We start from the raw sequence: 17,758 nt of genomic DNA, 5'->3' as shown, positions 1-17,758 counted from the left end.
ATACCTCACGCCCGCAGCCTCCTGGGTATGGATGTGTCATCCACCACTTCCGCCTGCGGGGTGGAGGTCTTCTCCATGACCCTGCGCATCAGGGCGGCTGCCGTGCCCCACAGACCGCGCCGGACCAGCAGGACGGCGGCGATGAAGACCGCTCCCGTCACCACCTGGGTCTGCTCGAAGCCCGCCGTGGCCAGCCAGTCCTCCAGCCGGACCAGTGCCGCCGCGCCGACCACCGCGCCCCACAAGGTGCCGATCCCGCCGAGCAGCACCATCACCACCGCCTTGCCCGAAGTCGTCCAGTAGACCTCCTGGAGCGAGGCGAAGCCGTGGTTGACCGCGTAGAGGCCGCCGGCCACACCGGTGAGGAACGCGGAGCCGGTGAAGGCGGCGAGCCGGTAGCGGTCGGCGGAATAGCCGAGCGCACGGGTGCGGTCGGGGTTGTCGCGCACCGCGGTGACGACCCGGCCGAACGGGGAGCGCACCGTGCGCCAGGCGGCGAACAGGGCGGCCAGCACGAGGGGCAGCGCGGCGTAGTAGAAGGTGAACGCGTCGTCCAGGTCGAGACCGGGCAGTTTCCGGGGGATGGCCTGGAGGCCGTTCTCGCCGCCGGTCACGTCCTTCCACTGGTTGGCCGTGAAGTACACGAGCTGGGCGAAGGCGAGGGTGACCATGGCGAAGTAGATGCCGCTACGGCGTACCGCGAGGAAGCCGATCGGCAGCGCCAGTACGGCCGCGAGCGCCGCGCCGCCGAGCACCGCGATGGGGAAGGGCAGCCCGGTGTGGATCGCGATGAGCCCGGTGGCGTAGGCGGAGGAGCCCCAGAAGGCGGCGTGCCCGAAGGACAGCAGGCCGGCGTATCCGATGAGCAGATCGAGCGCGACCGCGAACAGCGCCCAGCACAGGATGTCGGTCGCGACCGGCGGATAGAGCAGCCACGGAAGGGCGAGGGCGAAGCCGAGCGCGAGCACCAGCAGCGGGGCGCCGCCCGCCCCCATGAGCCGTTTGACGATCATGCTTGCCCTTCCTTGCCGAGGAGCCCGGCCGGGCGCACCAGCAGGACGACGGCCATGAGCAGGAAAACCGAGGTCTGGGAGAGCACAGGGACGTAGAGGTTGCCCAGCGCCTGGAGCATGCCGATGGCGAAGCCGGCGACCACGGCGCCCGGCACGGAGCCGAGGCCGCCGATCACGACCACCGCGAAGACGGTGATGATCAGGTCGGCGCCCATCTGCGAGTTCACCGCCCGCATGGGGGCCGCGAGCACCCCGGCGAAGGCGGCGAGGCCCACCCCGAAGCCGAAGACCGGGGTGACCCAGCGGCCGGTGTCGATGCCCAGCGCCCGGGTCAGCTCCGGGCGTTCGGTGGCGGCCCGGACGATCGTGCCGACCGGGGTACGGGCCAGCAGCAGCCATACGGCGGAGCAGGTTACGGCCGACACGGCGAGCGCGAACACCTGGTAGGCCGGGAAGGTGAACAGGCCGAGGTCCAGGGAGCCGGGGAAGGGGCCGTGCTCATAGGGCTGGGACTGGGACCCGTACGCGGTCCGCAGCAGGTCCTGGCAGACCAGCGCGATGCCGAAGGTCAGCAGGAAGCCGTGGAGGGGGTCGAGTTCCGCGATCCGCCGCACCAGCAGCCGCTCCACCACGATTCCCGCGAGGCCCAGCGCGACCGGGACGAGCAGCAGCGCCCACCAGAAGCCCAGGCCCGCCCGGTCGGCGAGCAGGACCGCGCCGAAGGCGCCGAGGGTGTAGACGGCGCCATGGGCGAAGTTGATCACGCGCAGCATGCCGAAGATGACGGCGAGGCCGAGGGCCAGCAGGGCGTAGAAGCCGCCGCTGACCAGCCCGTTGAACGCCTGCTGAAGGAACCCGGTCACGACAGCTTGCACGCCGGGTCGGCGGGACCGAAGGCTTCCGCGGCCGGGATCTTCCGGACCAGCTCGGTGGTGTCGGCCGGGTCGGCACCGGGCGCCTTCACCCGGGCCAGGTACGCGTCGTGGGTGACGCGGTGGTCGGCGGCGCGGACGGTCGCGGAGCGCGCGAAGACGTCGTCGAACCTCCTGCCGTCGAGTTCCTTGCGCACGGCGGCGGGGTCGTCGGTGCCGGCGCGCTGGATCGCCTCCAGGTACTGGGTGGCGGCGGAGTAGTTGCCCGCGTGGTCGAAGCTGGGGATCTTGCCGGTGCCCTCCTTGAACCTCATTGACCAGACCTTTGCCTTGTTGTCCATGTTTCACCACCAGGCGCTGGTGAACTGGGCGCCGGCCAGCTTGTCCGCGCCGATCGCCTGGATGTCGCTGTCGGAGATCAGCCCGACCGCGAGCCCGATGCCCTTTTGCCTCAGCTTGAACTGGTTGTACTGCTTGACCACATTGACCAGGTCGCCGCCCGCCTGCAGGACCCCGAGGATCTGCGGCTTGGGCTTGAGGGTGGGCGCCTTGAGTAGGAAGGTGGAGAAGTTGTCGTTGGGGAAGGGGGTCGGGTCCTTCTTCACGACCGTGCCGCCCGCCGCCTTGACCGACGCCTCGAAGCCCGCGCTCATTGCCTCGCCGAAGGCGTAGTCCGGGTAGAGCAGGTACCAGTTCTTGCCGCCCTCGGCGGTGACGGTCGCGCCGGTGCCGTGGGCGAGCATGTAGGCGTCGTACGCCCAGGCGTAGGTGTACGGATTGCAGGTCTTGCCGACCAGTTCGGGGGTGGCGGCGCCGACGTTGAAGTACATCTTTTTCGACTGGCCCGCGACCGTCTCGACGGCGAGCGCGGCGGACGACGTCGGGACGTCGAACAGGGCGTCCGCGCCCTTGCGCTCGTACAGCTCGCGCGCCTTCGTCGCGGCCGTCTCCGGCTTGTTCTGGTGGTCGGCGGACAGGACCTCGATGTCCTTGGCGACGGCCTTGTCCCCGTACTTCTTCTTGTAGTCGTCGACCGCCATCTTCACCGCCTCGACCGCGCCCTGCCCGGTCAGCGAGGCGTACACCCCGGACAGGTCGGTGACCACGCCGAGGGTCACCTTCCCGCCGCTGATCTTTCCGCCGGAAGCGGACGGGCCGCCGCCCCCGCAACCGGTGAGGGCGGTGAGCAGGGCCGAGACCGTGGCCGTGGCCAGCACGGTACGCCGCATGTGGTTCATCGGGATCTCCAAAGGATGAGCTGCAGATGAGGTGCGAGGGGGAGCTACAGGCCCAGGCGGTCGAGGAGTTCACGCTCCCTGTCCCGTACGGCCGAGTTGTCCAGACATTCCACGACCCGCCCGCGGTCGAGGAGGTAGTGCCGGTCCGCGACGGTGGCCGCGAAGCGGAGGTTCTGCTCGACGAGGAGGACCGCGACGCCGTGCCGTTTGGCCTGCCGCAGTACCTCGCCGACGCGCTGGACCATCACCGGGGCGAGGCCCTCGGTGGGCTCGTCGCAGAGCATCACGCGGGAGCCCATCCGCAGCACCCGGGCCAGGGCCAGGAGTTGCTGCTCGCCGCCGGAGAGCTTGGCGGCCGGGGTACGGCGGCGGTCGGCGAGCGCGGGGAAGGTGTCGTGGATCCGCTCCGGTGTCCAGCCGTTCGCCCGGTCGTGGTGCGGGAACGCCAGGTGCTCGGCGACGCTCAGCCCGGCGTAGATCCCCCGGTCGTCGGGGACATGGCCGATGCCGAGGCGGGCCCGGCGGTGTGCGGGCAGCGTGCCGATGTCACGCCCGGCCAGGGTGACCTCGCCCGCCGTCGCGGTGTGCAGGCCCATGACGCAGCGCAGCAGGGTGGTCTTGCCCGCGCCGTTGCGGCCGACGAGGGTGGCGATCTCCCCCGGGGTGACGTGCAGGGACACCCGGCGCAGTGCCTGGGCCCCGCCGTAGTGGGCGTCCAGGTCCCGGACCCGTAGCAGTGGCTCAGCCATGGCCCGTCCCCAGATAGGCCTCGACGACCCGTTCGTCGGCGCGGACTTCGTCGTACGGCCCCTCGGCGAGGATCCGTCCGCGCTGCAGAACGGTGACCCGGTCGGCGAGGGAGGCGACGACCGACATGTTGTGCTCGACGAGGACGACGGTCCGGCCGTGCCGTATCCGCCGGATCAACTCGATCGTGCGCTCCACGTCCTCGACCCCCATGCCGGCGGTCGGCTCGTCGAGCAGCAGCAGCTTCGGGTCGAGAGCGAGGGCCAGGGCGAGTTCGAGCGCGCGGCCCCGCCCGTACGGCAGCCGGCCGGCGGGCTCGTCCGCCCAGTCGGCCAGTCCCACCCGGTCCAGCAGTTGCAGGGCGTGTGACCGGTGGCGGGCCACATGCCGGTCGGAGCGCCAGAAGGCGCGGCCGAGCGAACTGCCCGACATCAGCGCCAACTCGACGTGCTCGACCGCACTGACGGTCTGGAACAGGCTGGTGACCTGGAAGGAGCGCGCGACGCCGAGGCGGGCGATGCGCTCGGGCGGACGGCCGGTGACATCCCGCCCGGCCAGGGCGATCCGGCCCGCGGTGGGCCGCAGATAACCGGTGAGCAGGTGAAAGAGGGTCGTCTTGCCGGCACCGTTGGGGCCCACCAGGGCGTGCACGGTGCCCTCGGCGACGCGCAGGTCCACCGGGCCGAGCGCGGTGAACCCGCCGAAGGACTTGATGAGCGAGTCGGTCGTGAGCAGGGGGCTCGGTGTCCCGGGCGGCCCGTTGGCCGGCGTGCTGCTGGTCATGGCTGCAGACCGTAAGGACCGGTCACCGTTCGCCGCGATGGAGAGAAGGTCCGCTCCTCGCGTCGCGACGACGTGGATCGGCTCCATGGCCGGATCGAGCCGGGCAGCGAACCATGGCGGATGTTACCCACCCGTCAATCCCATGCTCCGGGAGGTCCCGTGCGGCCCTACCGCGGAACGCGCCGGCCCGCCGTGGTGTTCGCGCTGCCGGCCTCCGCCGTGACCGCGACCGACGCGCCGTCCGCCGGGGGCGACCGGGGCACGGACTGGCCGGGGGCGCCCGGCGCCGCGTACCTCCGCTGAACCCCACGCCAAGGAGTCCACTCGTGAATCTCGCCCGACTGCTGTCGGACACCGCCGTCCGCCATCCGGAGCGCCCCGCTCTACGTCTCGATGGCGACGTCGTGACCTTCGCCCGGCTGGAGCGGGACTGCGCGCGCGCCGCCGCGTATCTGCGCTCGCTCGGTGTGCAGCCCGGCGACCGGGTGGGCCTGTGCCTGCCCAACGTGCCCGAGTTCGCGGTCCTCTACTACGGCATCCTGCGCGCGGGCGGCGTCGTCGTGCCCATGAACCCGCTGCTCAAGGAGCGCGAGGTCGAGCACTGCATGGCGGACTCGGGAGCGCGGCTGCTGGTGGGCGCCGGGACGGCCGTGGACGGGTACGAGCCGCTCGCGGAGATCACCGAACGCGATCCCGGGGACACCGCCGTCATCATCTACACCTCCGGCACGACCGGCCGTCCCAAGGGCGCCGAACTCACCCACCGCAATCTGCTGCGCAATGTCGAGGCGACCAACTCGACGCTGCTGCGGCTGACTCCGGACGACGTCGTCTTCGGCGGGCTTCCGCTTTTCCACTCCTTCGGCCAGACCTGCGCCCTCAACTGCGCGGTGGCGGCCGGGGCCTGCCTGACCCTGCTGCCGCGCTTCGACGCGGGCCGGGCGCTCGAGATGCTGCTGCGGGACGGTGTGACGGTCTTCGAGGGCGTGCCCACCATGTTCGGGGCGCTGCTGGCCCACCCGGCATTGACCGACGGGCACCGGGGGACGCTGCGGCTCGCCACGTCCGGCGGCGCGGCGCTGCCCGTGGAGATCCTGCACGCCTTCGAGGAGGCCTTCGGCTGCCCGCTGCTGGAGGGCTACGGCCTGTCCGAGACCTCCCTGGTCGCCTGCTTCAACCGACCGGAGGGCCCGCGCCGCCCCGGAACCGTCGGTCTGCCGATCGACGGCGTGCAGGCCCGTGTGCAGGACGACGAGTGGCGGGAGCTGCCGGGCGGGACGGCCGGCGAGATCGCCGTCAGCGGCCACAACGTCATGAAGGGCTACTGGCAGCGGCCCGAGGCGACCGAGGACGCCCTGCGGGACGGCTGGTTCCGCACCGGTGACCTCGGGGTGCGCGACCTGGACGGGCTGCTGCGGATCGTCGGCCGCAAGAAGGAACTGATCATCCGCGGCGGCTTCAACGTCTACCCGCGCGAGATCGAGGAGGTGCTGTACGAGCACCCGGCGGTCGCCGAGGCCGCCGTGCTCGGCACTCCCCATCCGGACCTGGGCGAGGAGGTCACGGCCGTGGTCGTCCTCAGGTCCGGCCACGAGGGCGCCGTGGGTCCGGGCGAGCTGCGGGAGTTCGTCCGGGCCAGGGTCGCCCCGTACAAGTACCCGCGTCTGGTGCGGATCACCGACGCGCTGCCCAAGGGGCCCACCGGCAAGATCCTCAAGCGCGAGATCACGCCGCCGGCCCTGCGGGAGATTCCCCCACCAGTGAAGGAGAGCGCACAATGAGGTTCCGCTCCCTGAGAGCCGCCGCCGTCACTCTGGCAGTCGCCCTGGCCGCCGCACTCGGCGTCACCTCGCCCGCCCAGGCCTGGGGCGAGCCGGGCCTGCCCAGCCTCAACATCAGCGGCACCTATGTCACCGGGATATCGTCGGGCGGCTTCATGGCCTCCCAGCTGCAGGTGGCCTACTCCGGTACGTTCAAGGGCTCGGGCATCGTCGCCGCGGGTCCGTACTACTGCGGCAAGGGCGGCATCGTGACCGGCCTGATCGCCTGCGGGACCGGGCTGATCTCCACCGACCCGGAGGACATCGAGCAGATCGCCCGCCGCTGGTCGGCCGAGGGGAAGATCGACCCCGTGTCCAACCTCGCGGGCAAGCCCGTGTGGACGTACCACGGCACCAAGGACCCGCTGGTGCAGGACCGGGTCAGCGACGAAGGGGTCCAGTTCTACCGGGACTTCGGGGCGCGGACCGCGTACCACAACACCGACCCGGCGGGGCACGGCTGGCCCACACCCGACGCCCCGCTCCCGTGCGGGTGGACCTTCTACCCGTTCCTCATCAACTGCGGGGACGACCCGCAGGGCGAGATGCTCCGGCACTGGCTCGGCGACCGCAACGTCAACCCGCCCGCCGCCACCCAGACCGGCACGCTCAGCGAGTACGACCAGGACCGCTACACCCCCGGCGGCTGGGCCCAGTGGTACAGCCTGGCGAGCTCGGGCTACCTCTACACGCCCGCCTCCTGCGCGGCGGGCGAGGCGTGCAAGCTGGTCGTCGCCCTGCACGGCTGCCTCAGCGACAACACGTTCGTCGGCGACCGCTTCGCCCGTGAGTCCCACCTCAACGAGTACGCGGACACCAACCACCTGGTGATCCTCTACCCGCAGACCGACATCAGCCTGCTGCGCCTCAACCCCCAGGGCTGCTGGGACTGGTGGGGATACACCGGCGGTGACTACGCCCAGAAGTCGGCACCGCAGATGCGCACGATCATGAACGAGGTCCACGCCCTCGGCGGCTGACCGGGCCCGCGGTGAGCGAAGCGAAGACCGAGGACCCGCCCGTGCTCCGTACCGCCCCATGCCGGACGGTACGGAGCACGTCTGCACGGCCCTGTCCGCACGACCGCACCGCGTCCGCTCAGGCCAGACTGTCCCGCCACGCCCGGTGCAGATCCGCGAACCGGCCGGTGCCCGCGATCAGTTCGGCCGGGCTGCCGTCCTCGACGATGCGGCCGCCCTCCATGACCAGGACGCGGTCCGCGATCTCCACCGTCGAGAGCCGGTGGGCGATCACGACGGCCGTGCGGCCGCGCAGCACCGTCTCCATCGCCCGCTGCACGGCCCGTTCCCCGGGGATGTCCAGGGAGCTGGTCGCCTCGTCGAGGATCAGGACGGCCGGGTCCGCGAGCAATGCCCGGGCGAACGCGACGAGTTGCCGCTGTCCCGCCGAGATCCGGCCGCCGCGCTTGCGTACGTCGGTGTCGTAGCCCTCGGGCAGCGCGCTGATGAAATCGTGCGCGCCGATCGCCTTCGCCGCCTGCTCGATCTCCTCGCGGCTCGCGTCGGGACGGCCGATCGCGATGTTGTCGGCGACCGTGCCGGAGAACAGGAACGCCTCCTGGGTCACCATCACGACACCGCGCCGCAGCTCGGACAGGGCGAGGTCGCGCAGGTCCACTCCGTCCAGCAGGACCCGGCCGTCGGTGGGGTCGTAGAAGCGGGCGAGCAGTTTGGCGAGCGTCGACTTGCCGGCGCCCGTCGCGCCGACCACCGCGACCGTCTGCCCGGCGGGCAGGGTCAGCGAGAACCTCGGCAGCACCTCGCCACCCGTGCGGTACGCGAAGCGGACGTCCTCGAAGACGACCGTGCGGCCCGGGTGCTCGCCCTCCCGTGCGGGCAGCCGCACCGGGGTGGACGGCTCGGGCACCGAAGGGGTCTGCGCCAGCAGCCCCGCGATCTTCTCCAGTGAGGCCGCCGCCGACTGATAGGCGTTGAGGAACATCCCGAGCCGGTCGATCGGGTCGTACAGGCGCCGCAGGTAGAGCATCGCGGCCGCCAGCACGCCCAGCGCCAGCGAGCCCTCCGCCACCCGGTACGCGCCCCACAGCACGATTCCGGCCACCGCGGTGTTGGCCACCAGCCGGGAGCCGACGACATACCGGGCCATCTCCAGGAGCGCGTCGCCGTTGGTCCGCGCGTGCCGCTCGTTGAGGACGGCGAAGTCGGCTTCGTTGGCCGCCTCGCGGCGGAACGCGCGCACCGGCCGGATGCCGTTCATCGTCTCCGCGAACTTCACGATGACCGCGGCGATCGCGGTGGACCGGCGACGGAAGATGCGGCCCGACCGGCGCTGGTAGATCCGCACCAGCTCGTACAGCGGCACGAAAGACGCCACCGCGACCGCTCCGAGGCCGAGGTCCAGCCACAGCAGCATCGCCGAGATGTAGACGAACGACAGGATCACCGTGACCAGTTCCTGCAGGCCCTCGGCGAGCAGTTCGCGCAGCGACTCGACGTCCGTCGTGGAGCGGGAGATCAGCCGGCCCGAGGTGTAGCGCTCGTGGAAGTCGACGCTCAGTGCCTGGGCGTGCTTGAAGATCCGGCCGCGCAGCTCGAGCAGCACATCCTGGTTGACGCGGGCGGAGGCGCGGATGAACACGTACTGGAGCCCGCCGCCGGCCAGGGCGGACAGCAGATAGGCCACGGCCACCGCGATGAGCGGGCCGTGATCGTGGTTCCGGAAGGCCGGTACGGCGCGGTCGATGGCGTACGCCACCAGCAGCGGGCCCACCTGCACCGCGGCCTGCTGGAGCAGGAGCAGCAGGCAGGTCACCACGACCCGGGCCCTCAGCGGGGCGAGCAGCGAGCGCAGCAGCGCGGCCGTGGCGCCGGGGAGCGTGGGCAGGGCGTCCCGGTCGAAGGGGTCGTCGGAGACCGAGGGCGGCAGGTCGGGCCGTTTGCCGGTCGCGTCCTCGCTGTCCCCGTTCTCCTCGCCGTTCGGCGCGGTCGACCGGGGTCTCCGCTGCTCGGACGAAGGTGAGAGCTTGGGGAAGGGCGCCGTCATCTGGCCTCCTCGCTGTTCCCGGAGTCTCCGGACATCAGATGGGCGTACTCGGCGTTCGTGCGGAGCAGTTCCTGGTGGGTGCCGACGGCGGCGATGCGGCCGCCGGAGAGCAGGGCGACGCGGTCGGCGAGCAGGACCGTGGACGGGCGGTGCGCCACGACGAGGGCGGTCGTCCCGCTCAGCACCTGGCGCAGAGCCGCCTCCACCGCGGCCTCCGTGTGCACGTCCAGGGCGGACAGGGGGTCGTCGAGGACCAGGAAGCGGGGGCTGCCGACGACCGCGCGGGCGAGCGCGAGACGCTGCCGCTGGCCGCCGGAGAGGCTGAGGCCCTGCTCGCCGACCTGGGTGCGGGCGCCCAGCGGAAGGGCGTACGCGAAGTCGGCCTGGGCGATGCCGAGGGCACGCTCGAGCTCCTGCTCGCCGGCCGTGCCCGGGGCGCCCATGAGAACGTTGTCGCCGACGGTGGCGGAGAAGAGCGTGGGCTCCTCGAAGGCGACGGCCACTCTCGTCCGCAGGTCGTCGCGGGACATGGCCGTGATGTCCTCGCCGTCCAGCGTGATACGGCCCGAGGTCAGCTCGTGCAGCCGGGGGATGAGCGCGGTGAGCGTGGTCTTCCCGCTGCCGGTGGCACCGACGAGTGCCATGGTCTCGCCGGGGCGGATGTGGAGGTCGATGCGGTCGAGAACGGGGAGCGAGTCGGCGGCGGCGTCGGGGTACCGGAACCGGACGCCGTGGAACCGGAGCCCGCTGTCCCCGGATTCCGGCGGCAGGCTGTCCTGGGCCGCGGGCCGTGCCGACTCGGGCGTCTCGTCCATGACTTCGAAGAACCGTTCCGTCGCCGTCGCCGCCTCCTGGCTCATCGCCAGCAGGAACCCGATCGAGTCGACGGGCCAGCGCAGCGCGAGCGCCGTGGACAGGAACGCCACCAAGGTCCCCGCGGAGAGCGCGTCGTTGGCCACCTGGATGATGCCCAGCACCAGCGCGGCCCCGATCGCCACCTCCGGCAGGGTGACGATGACCGCCCAGATCGAGGCGAGCAGCCGCGCCTTCTCCAGCTCCGTGCCGCGCAGGGTCCGCGACAGTTCACCGAACGCCCGCGCCTGGCTGCGGTGGCGGCCGAACCCCTTGATGATCCGGATGCCGAGCACGCTCTCCTCGACGACCGTCGTCAGATCGCCCACCTGGTCCTGCGCCCGCCGCGCCACCAGCGCGTACCGCCGCTCGAAGATCGCGCACATGACCACGACCGGGATGCCCGGTCCCAGGATGACCAGTCCGAGCGTCCAGTCCTGGACCAGCATGATGATCACGCCGATCAGGATCGTCACCCCGTTGACCAGCAAGAAGGTCAGCGGGAAGGCAAGGAACATACGCACCAGCATCAGATCCGTCGTGCCCCGCGACAGGAGCTGGCCCGAGGCCCAGCGATCGTGGAAGGCGACCGGGAGCCGCTGCAGATGCCGGTACAGATCCGCCCGCATGTCCGCCTCGACCCGGGACAGCGGCCGCGCCACCAGCCACCGCCGTATCCCGAACAGCACCGCCTCGGCGATCCCGAGCAGCAGCAGGTACAGCGCCCCGAGCCATACGCCCGCGGGGTCCCGGTCGGCCACCGGTCCGTCCACGAGCCACTTCAGGACGAGGGGGATCACCAGGCCGACGCAGGACGCGACGATCGCGATGAACGCGGCCGTGAAGAGCCGCGTCCGCACCGGCCGCACGTACGGCCACAGGCGGAGCAGCGTCCGTACGGCGGAACGGTCCTTGGGTGTTACACGTTGTGTGGGCATCAGGGGCGAGCCTACGGTTCGGCACTGACAGTGCCCACCGAGTTTTGGCCGGACCCTGGTCCGCCTGAGGACCTACGACCTGGGCCTTCGACGGGCCGTAAGGCCGTGGCCGCCTGCCGGCCGGTGCTCCTGCGCATGCGTCCCCCTCCGCTCAGTCCACCACCCGGAGCAGCAGGACCGCCCGCGCCGGCACCGTCACCGTGGCGCCCGCCCGGTGCACCGTCCCCGGCGCCTGCGTCTGCTCCTCGCGGGAGGTGTCCACCACCAGTTCGTACCGCCGTGCCCACGGCGGACCGGGCAGCACGAAACTCGCCTGGCGGTCCCCGGCGTGCAGGACGGCGAGGAAGCTGTCGTCCACCACCGGCGCGCCCCGCGCGTCGCGGCCCGGAATGTCACGGCCGGAGAGATACATGCCCAGCGTCGCCGCGGGCGCATACCAGTCGCGTTCCGTCATCTCGGCCCCGCGTTCCGTGAACCACGCCAGGTCCCGCAGGCCGTCCGCCGAATGGGCCCGCCCGGAGAAGAACGCCCGGCGGCGCAGCACGGGATGGCGGTGGCGCAGTTCGATCAGCCGTGAGGTGAGCTCGAACAGCGCGCGCCAGCCGGGCTCCTCCTTCAGGCTCCAGTCCACCCAGCCGATCTCGTTGTCCTGGCAGTAGGCGTTGTTGTTCCCGCGCTGGGTGCGGCCCATCTCGTCGCCCGCCACCAGCATCGGCACCCCTGTCGACAGCAGCAGCGTGGTCAGCAGGTTGCGCAACTGCCGTCGTCTGAGGGCCCGTACGCGCTCGTCGTCCGTCTCGCCCTCGGTGCCGCAGTTCCAGGAGCGGTTGTCGTCGGAGCCGTCCCGGTTGCCCTCGCCGTTGGCCTCGTTGTGCTTGCGCTCGTACGACACCAGGTCGCGCAGTGTGAAACCGTCGTGCGCCGTGACGAAGTTGACCGACGCGTAGGGCCGCCGGCCGCCCCACGCGTACAGGTCGCTCGACCCCGACAGGCGGTACCCGAGGTCCCGTACGTCCGGCAGCGCACCGCGCCAGAAGTCCCGCACGGCGTTGCGGTAGCGGTCGTTCCACTCCGTCCACAGTGGTGGGAAGGCCCCGACCTGGTAACCGCCCGAGCCCACGTCCCACGGTTCCGCGATCAACTTCACCCGGTGCAGCACCGGGTCCTGGGCGATGACCGCCAGGAACGGGGACAGCATGTCGACGTCGTGCATCGACCGCGCCAGCGCCGCCGCCAGGTCGAAGCGGAAGCCGTCCACGCCCATCTCGGTCACCCAGTAGCGCAGGGAGTCCGTGATCAGCCGCAGGACGTGCGGCTGCACCACGTGCAGCGTGTTGCCGCAGCCGGTGTAGTCCGCGTACCGGCGGGCGTCGGACTGCAGCCGGTAGTAGCCGCGGTTGTCGATGCCCTTCAGGGACAGCATCGGGCCCAGTTCGCCCGCCTCCGCCGTGTGGTTGTAGACCACGTCGAGGATGACCTCGATGCCGGCCGAGTGCAGCGCCCGCACCATCCGCTTGAACTCGCCGACCTGCTGGCCCGTAGTGCCGGAGGCCGCGTACGCCGCGTGCGGGGCGAAGTAGCCGATCGAGTTGTAGCCCCAGTAGTTCTTCAGGCCCCTTCTCAGCAGATGGTCCTCGTGCGCGAACTGGTGCACAGGCAGCAGCTCCACGGCCGTCACGCCCAGCTTCACCAGATGGTCGACGGCCGCCGGGTGCGCCAGACCGGCGTAGGTGCCGCGCAGCTCCTCGGGGATGTCCGGGTGCAGCCGGGTGAAACCGCGGACGTGCAGCTCGTAGATGACCGAGTCCGACCACGGGGTCTTCGGGCGCCGGTCGTCCGCCCAGTCGTCGTCATCGTGCACGACCACGCCCTTGGGGACGTGCGGCGCCGAGTCCCGTTCGTCGCGCACGGTGTCCGCGACGTTCTGCTGCGGCCAGTCCCGCACATGGCCGTACACCTCCGGCGGCAGGCCGAAGTCGCCGTCCACCGCGCGCGCGTACGGGTCGAGGAGCAGTTTCGCCGGGTTCCAGCGCGCTCCGGTCCACGGGTCCCAGCGTCCGTGCACCCGGTAGCCGTACCGCTGCCCGGGCATCACTCCGGGCACGAAACCGTGCCAGATCTCGTGCGTCAGCTCGGTGAGCCGCACCCGGGTCTCCCGGCTGTCGGCGCCCCGGCCGTCGAACAGGCACAGCTCCACCGCCTCGGCACCGCCCGCCCACAGCGCGAAGTTGGTGCCCACGACCCCGTCCGGGCCCGCGCGGAAGCGCGCCCCGAGAGGTGTGGGCGCGCCCGGCCACAACGGCACGGCCGGCACCTTCTGCCGACTGCCGTCGAGCACGGCGGCCGGGCGCGCGGACCGTTCCTCTTCCGCCCGCTCCCCCTGCACTGCCTCCTGCTCGGCTGCGCTGGACACCTCTCAGCCTCCCGCGGCTCGGTGGGGCGACACGGAAAGAGGGCGCACGGTGCCCCGCCCTCTTCCTGGCTTGCTCGCCTCCGGGGCGCCGGAGCCGGTGCCGGGAGGCCGGCTGTGCTCAGCCCCATGGGCGTTCGCACGCTCGGCCTCTCGGTTCCGGCACGCCCCTGCGGCTCACGGGCGCGGCTCCCCATCACGTCGTCCTCCCCACTGTTCTGCCCAGAGCGTGGCTCGCACTCACGTTTCCCCAGCAGGGGCTGGGTCGTTGGGATCGTCGTGATGCACGTACAGACGCGCGCGCGGCGCGCAGGGGCCGCACTGGCCGCGGCACTGATCTGGGCTGCTCTCCTGACGGGCTGCACTTCGCACGGGGTCGACGACCTGCTCGGGAAGGCGCACGCTCCCGACGAGGTCATCCGCGTCTCTCCCGACAACGGCAGCAAGGACGTTCGTGCCGGCCGGCGGCTGCGGGTCCGGGTGCCGAGCGGCCGCCTGGAGTCGGTGACCGTCGTCAGGTCCCTGGACGGTCAGGACACACCGGTGCCCGGCCATCTCTCCGGTGACGGCCTCGTCTGGGAGCCGGACGACCCCCGACTCACCCTCGCCGCCAAATACACGGTCGACGCGGTGGCCCACGACGGCGACGGTCATCGTGCCGCCCGCCACGCCACCTTCACCACCTTCGTCCCCGACGAGCGCTTCATCGGGTACCTGATGCCGGAGAACCGAGCCGTCGTGGGGACCGGAATGATCGTTTCCGTGCAGTTCAACCGGAAGATCGAGAACCGTGCCGCCGTCGAGCGCGCGATCCGGGTGACCTCAAGACCCGCTGTCGAGATCCGCCCGCACTGGTTCGGCGAGGACCGCGTCGACTTCCGGCCCGCGACGTACTGGACCCCCGGCACCCGGGTCACGGTCGCTCTGCGGCTGCGCGACGTCGAGGGTGCGCCCGGCGTGTACGGACGGCAGTACAAGGACGTCCACTTCACCATCGGCCGCAGCCAGGTCTCGCTCGTCGATGCGGCGGCGCACACCATGCAGGTCCGACGCGGCGGCGTGCTGGTGGCCACCGTGCCGATCAGCGCGGGTGCCCCCGAGAGCACCACGTATAACGGGAAGATGGTGGTCATGGAGATGCTCGAGGTCACGCGCATGGACGGCCGCACGGTCGGCTTCGGCGGCGAGTACGACATCCCCGACGTCCCGTACGCCCTGCGCCTGACCGACTCCGGCACCTTCGTGCACGGCAACTACTGGGCCCCGAACGCCCCTGGGCACATCAACGTCAGCCATGGCTGCGTCGGTCTGAAGGACGTCAAGGGCGGCGGTGCCGAGACCCCCGCGCGCTGGTTCTTCGACCGCAGTCTCGTCGGCGACGTCATCGAGGTCGTGCACAGCGATGACAAGAAGGTCGCTCCCGACAACGGGCTGGGCGGATGGAACATGACCTGGAGCGAGTGGACGTCGGGCAGCGCGATCCGGTAGCCGGGCCGGGGGCGCGCGGGGGGTGCGCACCCATTGGCCCCAATGCGCCTGAGCACGCCGCTGATTTGGGACTGAACAGTGACAATCGCGGGGAGTCATCGGGGCAGGGGGTGTGATTAATTTGCGCAGTGCACGCGGGTGTCGCGAGCTGTAGCCGCAGGGACGCGCCGGTGCCGGAAGACCAAGCGAGCAGAGAGCCCCGAGGGCCGAGCACGATCGGTGTTGCGGCACCGGCTCGGCCGGTTCTGGGGCGGGGAAAACTGGCGGGGTGCGGGCCTGAACAGGCCGTGCGAGGGGAGAAAGAACGTGAACGGGCGACCGATATCGGGGGCGTCGGTTGGTACGCGGATGCGTACGGGACGGAAAGGACTGTCGGCGCTGATATTCGGCGCCCTTCTGGTCACCGCCACCGCGTGCGGCGGGGGCGGGCACTCGGGAGCGACCACCGCCGACGGCAAGGGCCATGAGTCGGCCAAGGCCGCGAGCAAGCAGTCGCAGGCCGTGGTCACGATAGCCCCGAAGGACAGGGCCAAGGCCGTGGACACGAGCGGTGCCCTGAAGGTGACGGCGGCCAAGGGCAAGCTGACCGAGGTCAAGGTCGAGGACTCCAAGGGCCACGAGGTCACCGGGGCGATATCCGGCGGGGGTGCGACCTGGACGCCCTCCACGCACCTCGCAGCGGCCACCACGTACAAGGTGCACGCGGTGGCCAAGGACTCCGCGGGACTGACCTCCGCCGAGGAGTCCTCCTTCACCACGCTGACTCCGCAGAACACCTTCATCGGCAACTTCACCCCCGAGGACGGTTCCACGGTCGGTGTCGGGATGCCGTTCTCGATCCGGTTCACCCGGGGCATCACCCACCCGGACGACGTGGAGAAGGCCATCTCCATCAAGACCGAGCCGGCCGTCGACGTCCGCGGCCACTGGTTCGGCAACGACCGGCTCGACTTCCGGCCCGAGAAGTACTGGAAGGCCGGCACCAAGGTCACCGTCAGCCTCAACCTCGACGGCGTCGAGGGCCGGCCCGGTGTCTACGGCAAGCAGGCCAAGACGATGCACTTCACCATCGGCCGCAGCCAGGTCTCCACCGTCGACGCCAAGACCCACAAGATGGTCGTCAAGCGCGACGGCAAGGTCTTCAAGACCCTCTCCGTGACCACCGGCAAGCCGGGCTACGACACCTGGAACGGCCAGATGGTCATCAGCGAGCGCCTGGTCGTGACCCGGATGAACGGCGAGACCGTCGGCTACGGCGGCGAGTACGACATCAAGGACGTACCGCACGCCCAGCGCCTGACCGACTCCGGCACCTTCATCCACGGCAACTACTGGGGCGGCGGAGCCTTCGGCAACTACAACGCGAGCCACGGCTGCGTCGGTCTGCGCGATGTGCGCGGCGGCTACGACAAGTCGGTGCCGGCCGCCTGGTTCTACAACAACTCGATGATCGGTGACGTCGTGGTCGTGCAGCACTCCAACGACAGGACGGTCTCCCCGGACAACGGGCTCAACGGCTGGAACATGCCCTGGAGCGAGTGGATCAAGTAGGCCCGATCCGGTGACCCCGGGCCCGGTGTGCCGCTGTGAGCGAGCACACCGGGCCCGGGGTCGTTAGTGCCCGTTAACCTTCCTGCATGACTGTGCATCTGGAAGTCGCCGAGGGCGTGGGCACCATCCGTTTGGACCGCCCGCCCATGAACGCGCTGGACGTCGCCACCCAGGACCGGCTCAGGGAACTCGCCGAGGAGGTCACGCGCCGCGAGGACGTGCGCGCCGTGGTCATCCACGGCGGGGAGAAGGTGTTCGCGGCGGGCGCGGACATCAAGGAGATGCAGGGCATGGACCACGCCGCGATGGTCCTGCGCTCCCGCGCTCTGCAGGAATCCTTCACCGCCATCGCCCGTATCCCCAAGCCGGTCGTCGCCGCCGTCACGGGCTACGCCCTGGGCGGAGGCTGCGAGCTGGCGCTGTGCGCCGACTACCGCATCGCCGCCGAGAACGCGAAGCTGGGGCAGCCGGAGATCCTGCTCGGCCTGATCCCCGGTGCGGGCGGCACTCAGCGCCTTGCGCGGCTCATCGGCCCGTCCAAGGCCAAGGACCTGATCTTCACGGGCCGGATGGTGAAGGCGGACGAGGCGTTGACGCTGGGTCTGGTCGACCGGGTGGTGCCGGCCGGGGAGGTGTACACCGAGGCGCACGCCTGGGCCGCCAGACTCGCCCAGGGCCCGGCGATCGCCCTGCGCGCCGCCAAGGAGGCCGTCGACACGGGTCTGGAGACGGACATCGAAACGGGCCTCGCGGTGGAACGGACCTGGTTCGCGGGCCTGTTCGCCACCGAGGATCGTGAGCGCGGTATGCGCAGCTTCGTGGAAGAGGGGCCGGGCAAGGCGAAGTTCGTCTGAGCGATCGGTCACCGACCGTGCCTGGCAGCCGACTTCACAACTGGACATGAGAAATGTTCAGGAAGTCGCCCTGACCATCTTGCAGTTGACGCGACGTCTCACTCGGTGTCCCTCGATGGAGCGGTTTATCGCAGCCTTAAGACAACCTTAAGGCTGTCAACCCGAAGA

General features: G+C 70.9%; 13 protein-coding genes and 1 pseudogene. 6 read left to right on the top strand and 8 right to left on the bottom strand.

Annotated elements, in window-relative coordinates:
- Window positions 1-5: 5 nt before the first annotated feature.
- From ACQEXA_RS19560 to ACQEXA_RS19540, 5 genes and pseudogenes are all read right to left on the bottom strand, one after another.
- Window positions 6-1,013 carry a branched-chain amino acid ABC transporter permease gene (locus ACQEXA_RS19560; protein WP_432932780.1) on the bottom strand — a complete coding sequence of 336 codons (1,008 nt, stop codon included), beginning with the start codon at window positions 1,011-1,013 and terminating at the stop codon, window positions 6-8.
- Window positions 1,010-1,876: a branched-chain amino acid ABC transporter permease gene (locus ACQEXA_RS19555; RefSeq protein WP_432932782.1), complete on the bottom strand. Its 867-nt coding sequence runs from the start codon at window positions 1,874-1,876 to the stop codon at window positions 1,010-1,012. The genes ACQEXA_RS19560 and ACQEXA_RS19555 overlap by 4 nt, the downstream gene beginning before the upstream one ends.
- Window positions 1,873-3,114 (bottom strand): annotated as a pseudogene (locus ACQEXA_RS19550) (ABC transporter substrate-binding protein). Before ACQEXA_RS19550 ends, ACQEXA_RS19555 begins: the two are co-directional and overlap by 4 nt.
- 53 nt (window positions 3,115-3,167) lie before the next feature.
- A complete protein-coding gene (locus ACQEXA_RS19545) occupies window positions 3,168-3,872 on the bottom strand; it encodes an ABC transporter ATP-binding protein (RefSeq protein ID WP_432932786.1) in 705 nt (234 codons plus the stop codon).
- Window positions 3,865-4,653 (bottom strand): ABC transporter ATP-binding protein, encoded by a 789-nt coding sequence (locus ACQEXA_RS19540; RefSeq protein ID WP_433130681.1) that lies wholly within the window; start codon window positions 4,651-4,653, stop codon window positions 3,865-3,867. The genes ACQEXA_RS19545 and ACQEXA_RS19540 overlap by 8 nt, the downstream gene beginning before the upstream one ends.
- Before the next feature lie 159 nt (window positions 4,654-4,812).
- On the opposite strand from ACQEXA_RS19540, the gene ACQEXA_RS19535 reads away from it, so the two are divergent.
- From ACQEXA_RS19535 to ACQEXA_RS19525, 3 genes are read left to right on the top strand one after another with little or no spacing between them, the layout of a single operon-like run.
- Complete coding sequence (locus tag ACQEXA_RS19535; protein WP_432932790.1) at window positions 4,813-4,956, top strand: hypothetical protein; 144 nt, start codon at window positions 4,813-4,815, stop codon at window positions 4,954-4,956.
- 23 nt (window positions 4,957-4,979) lie between these two features.
- The gene (locus ACQEXA_RS19530; RefSeq protein WP_433130679.1) at window positions 4,980-6,434 is read left to right on the top strand and encodes a long-chain-fatty-acid--CoA ligase; all 1,455 of its coding nucleotides are present in this window, start codon (window positions 4,980-4,982) and stop codon (window positions 6,432-6,434) included.
- Window positions 6,431-7,453 carry an extracellular catalytic domain type 2 short-chain-length polyhydroxyalkanoate depolymerase gene (locus ACQEXA_RS19525; RefSeq protein WP_433130677.1) on the top strand — a complete coding sequence of 341 codons (1,023 nt, stop codon included), beginning with the start codon at window positions 6,431-6,433 and terminating at the stop codon, window positions 7,451-7,453. Before ACQEXA_RS19530 ends, ACQEXA_RS19525 begins: the two co-directional genes overlap by 4 nt.
- Window positions 7,454-7,571: 118 nt before the next feature.
- On the opposite strand, the gene ACQEXA_RS19520 is transcribed toward ACQEXA_RS19525, so the two are convergent.
- The 3 genes from ACQEXA_RS19520 to glgX all read right to left on the bottom strand — a co-directional run bounded on the left by ACQEXA_RS19520 (window position 7,572) and on the right by glgX (window position 13,700).
- The gene (locus tag ACQEXA_RS19520) at window positions 7,572-9,497 is read right to left on the bottom strand and encodes an ABC transporter ATP-binding protein (protein ID WP_433130675.1); all 1,926 of its coding nucleotides are present in this window, start codon (window positions 9,495-9,497) and stop codon (window positions 7,572-7,574) included.
- Window positions 9,494-11,287, bottom strand: a complete 1,794-nt coding sequence (locus ACQEXA_RS19515) for an ABC transporter ATP-binding protein (protein ID WP_433130673.1) — start codon at window positions 11,285-11,287, stop codon at window positions 9,494-9,496. The genes ACQEXA_RS19520 and ACQEXA_RS19515 overlap by 4 nt, the downstream gene beginning before the upstream one ends.
- 151 nt (window positions 11,288-11,438) lie before the next feature.
- Window positions 11,439-13,700: a glycogen debranching protein GlgX gene (glgX, locus tag ACQEXA_RS19510; RefSeq protein WP_433130671.1), complete on the bottom strand. Its 2,262-nt coding sequence runs from the start codon at window positions 13,698-13,700 to the stop codon at window positions 11,439-11,441.
- Window positions 13,701-13,979: 279 nt separating this feature from the next.
- Between glgX and ACQEXA_RS19505 the strand changes: the two genes are divergently transcribed.
- The 3 genes from ACQEXA_RS19505 to ACQEXA_RS19495 all read left to right on the top strand — a co-directional run bounded on the left by ACQEXA_RS19505 (window position 13,980) and on the right by ACQEXA_RS19495 (window position 17,590).
- On the top strand, window positions 13,980-15,185 hold the full coding sequence (locus ACQEXA_RS19505; RefSeq protein WP_433130669.1) for an Ig-like domain-containing protein: 1,206 nt from the start codon (window positions 13,980-13,982) through the stop codon (window positions 15,183-15,185).
- Window positions 15,186-15,491: 306 nt separating this feature from the next.
- Entirely contained in the window at window positions 15,492-16,736 is a 1,245-nt protein-coding gene (locus ACQEXA_RS19500; RefSeq protein WP_432932804.1) for a L,D-transpeptidase, read from the top strand.
- An 86-nt stretch (window positions 16,737-16,822) separates the two neighbouring features.
- Window positions 16,823-17,590 (top strand): enoyl-CoA hydratase/isomerase family protein, encoded by a 768-nt coding sequence (locus ACQEXA_RS19495; protein WP_432932806.1) that lies wholly within the window; start codon window positions 16,823-16,825, stop codon window positions 17,588-17,590.
- The last annotated feature ends 168 nt before the right edge of the window (window positions 17,591-17,758 follow it).

It is taken from the genome of Streptomyces sp. CA-106110 (assembly GCF_050936285.1).
Classification (GTDB): Bacteria; Actinomycetota; Actinomycetes; order Streptomycetales; family Streptomycetaceae; genus Streptomyces.
Note: the sequence above shows the minus strand (reverse complement) of the source record. Positions and strands in the feature narration are given on the sequence as shown.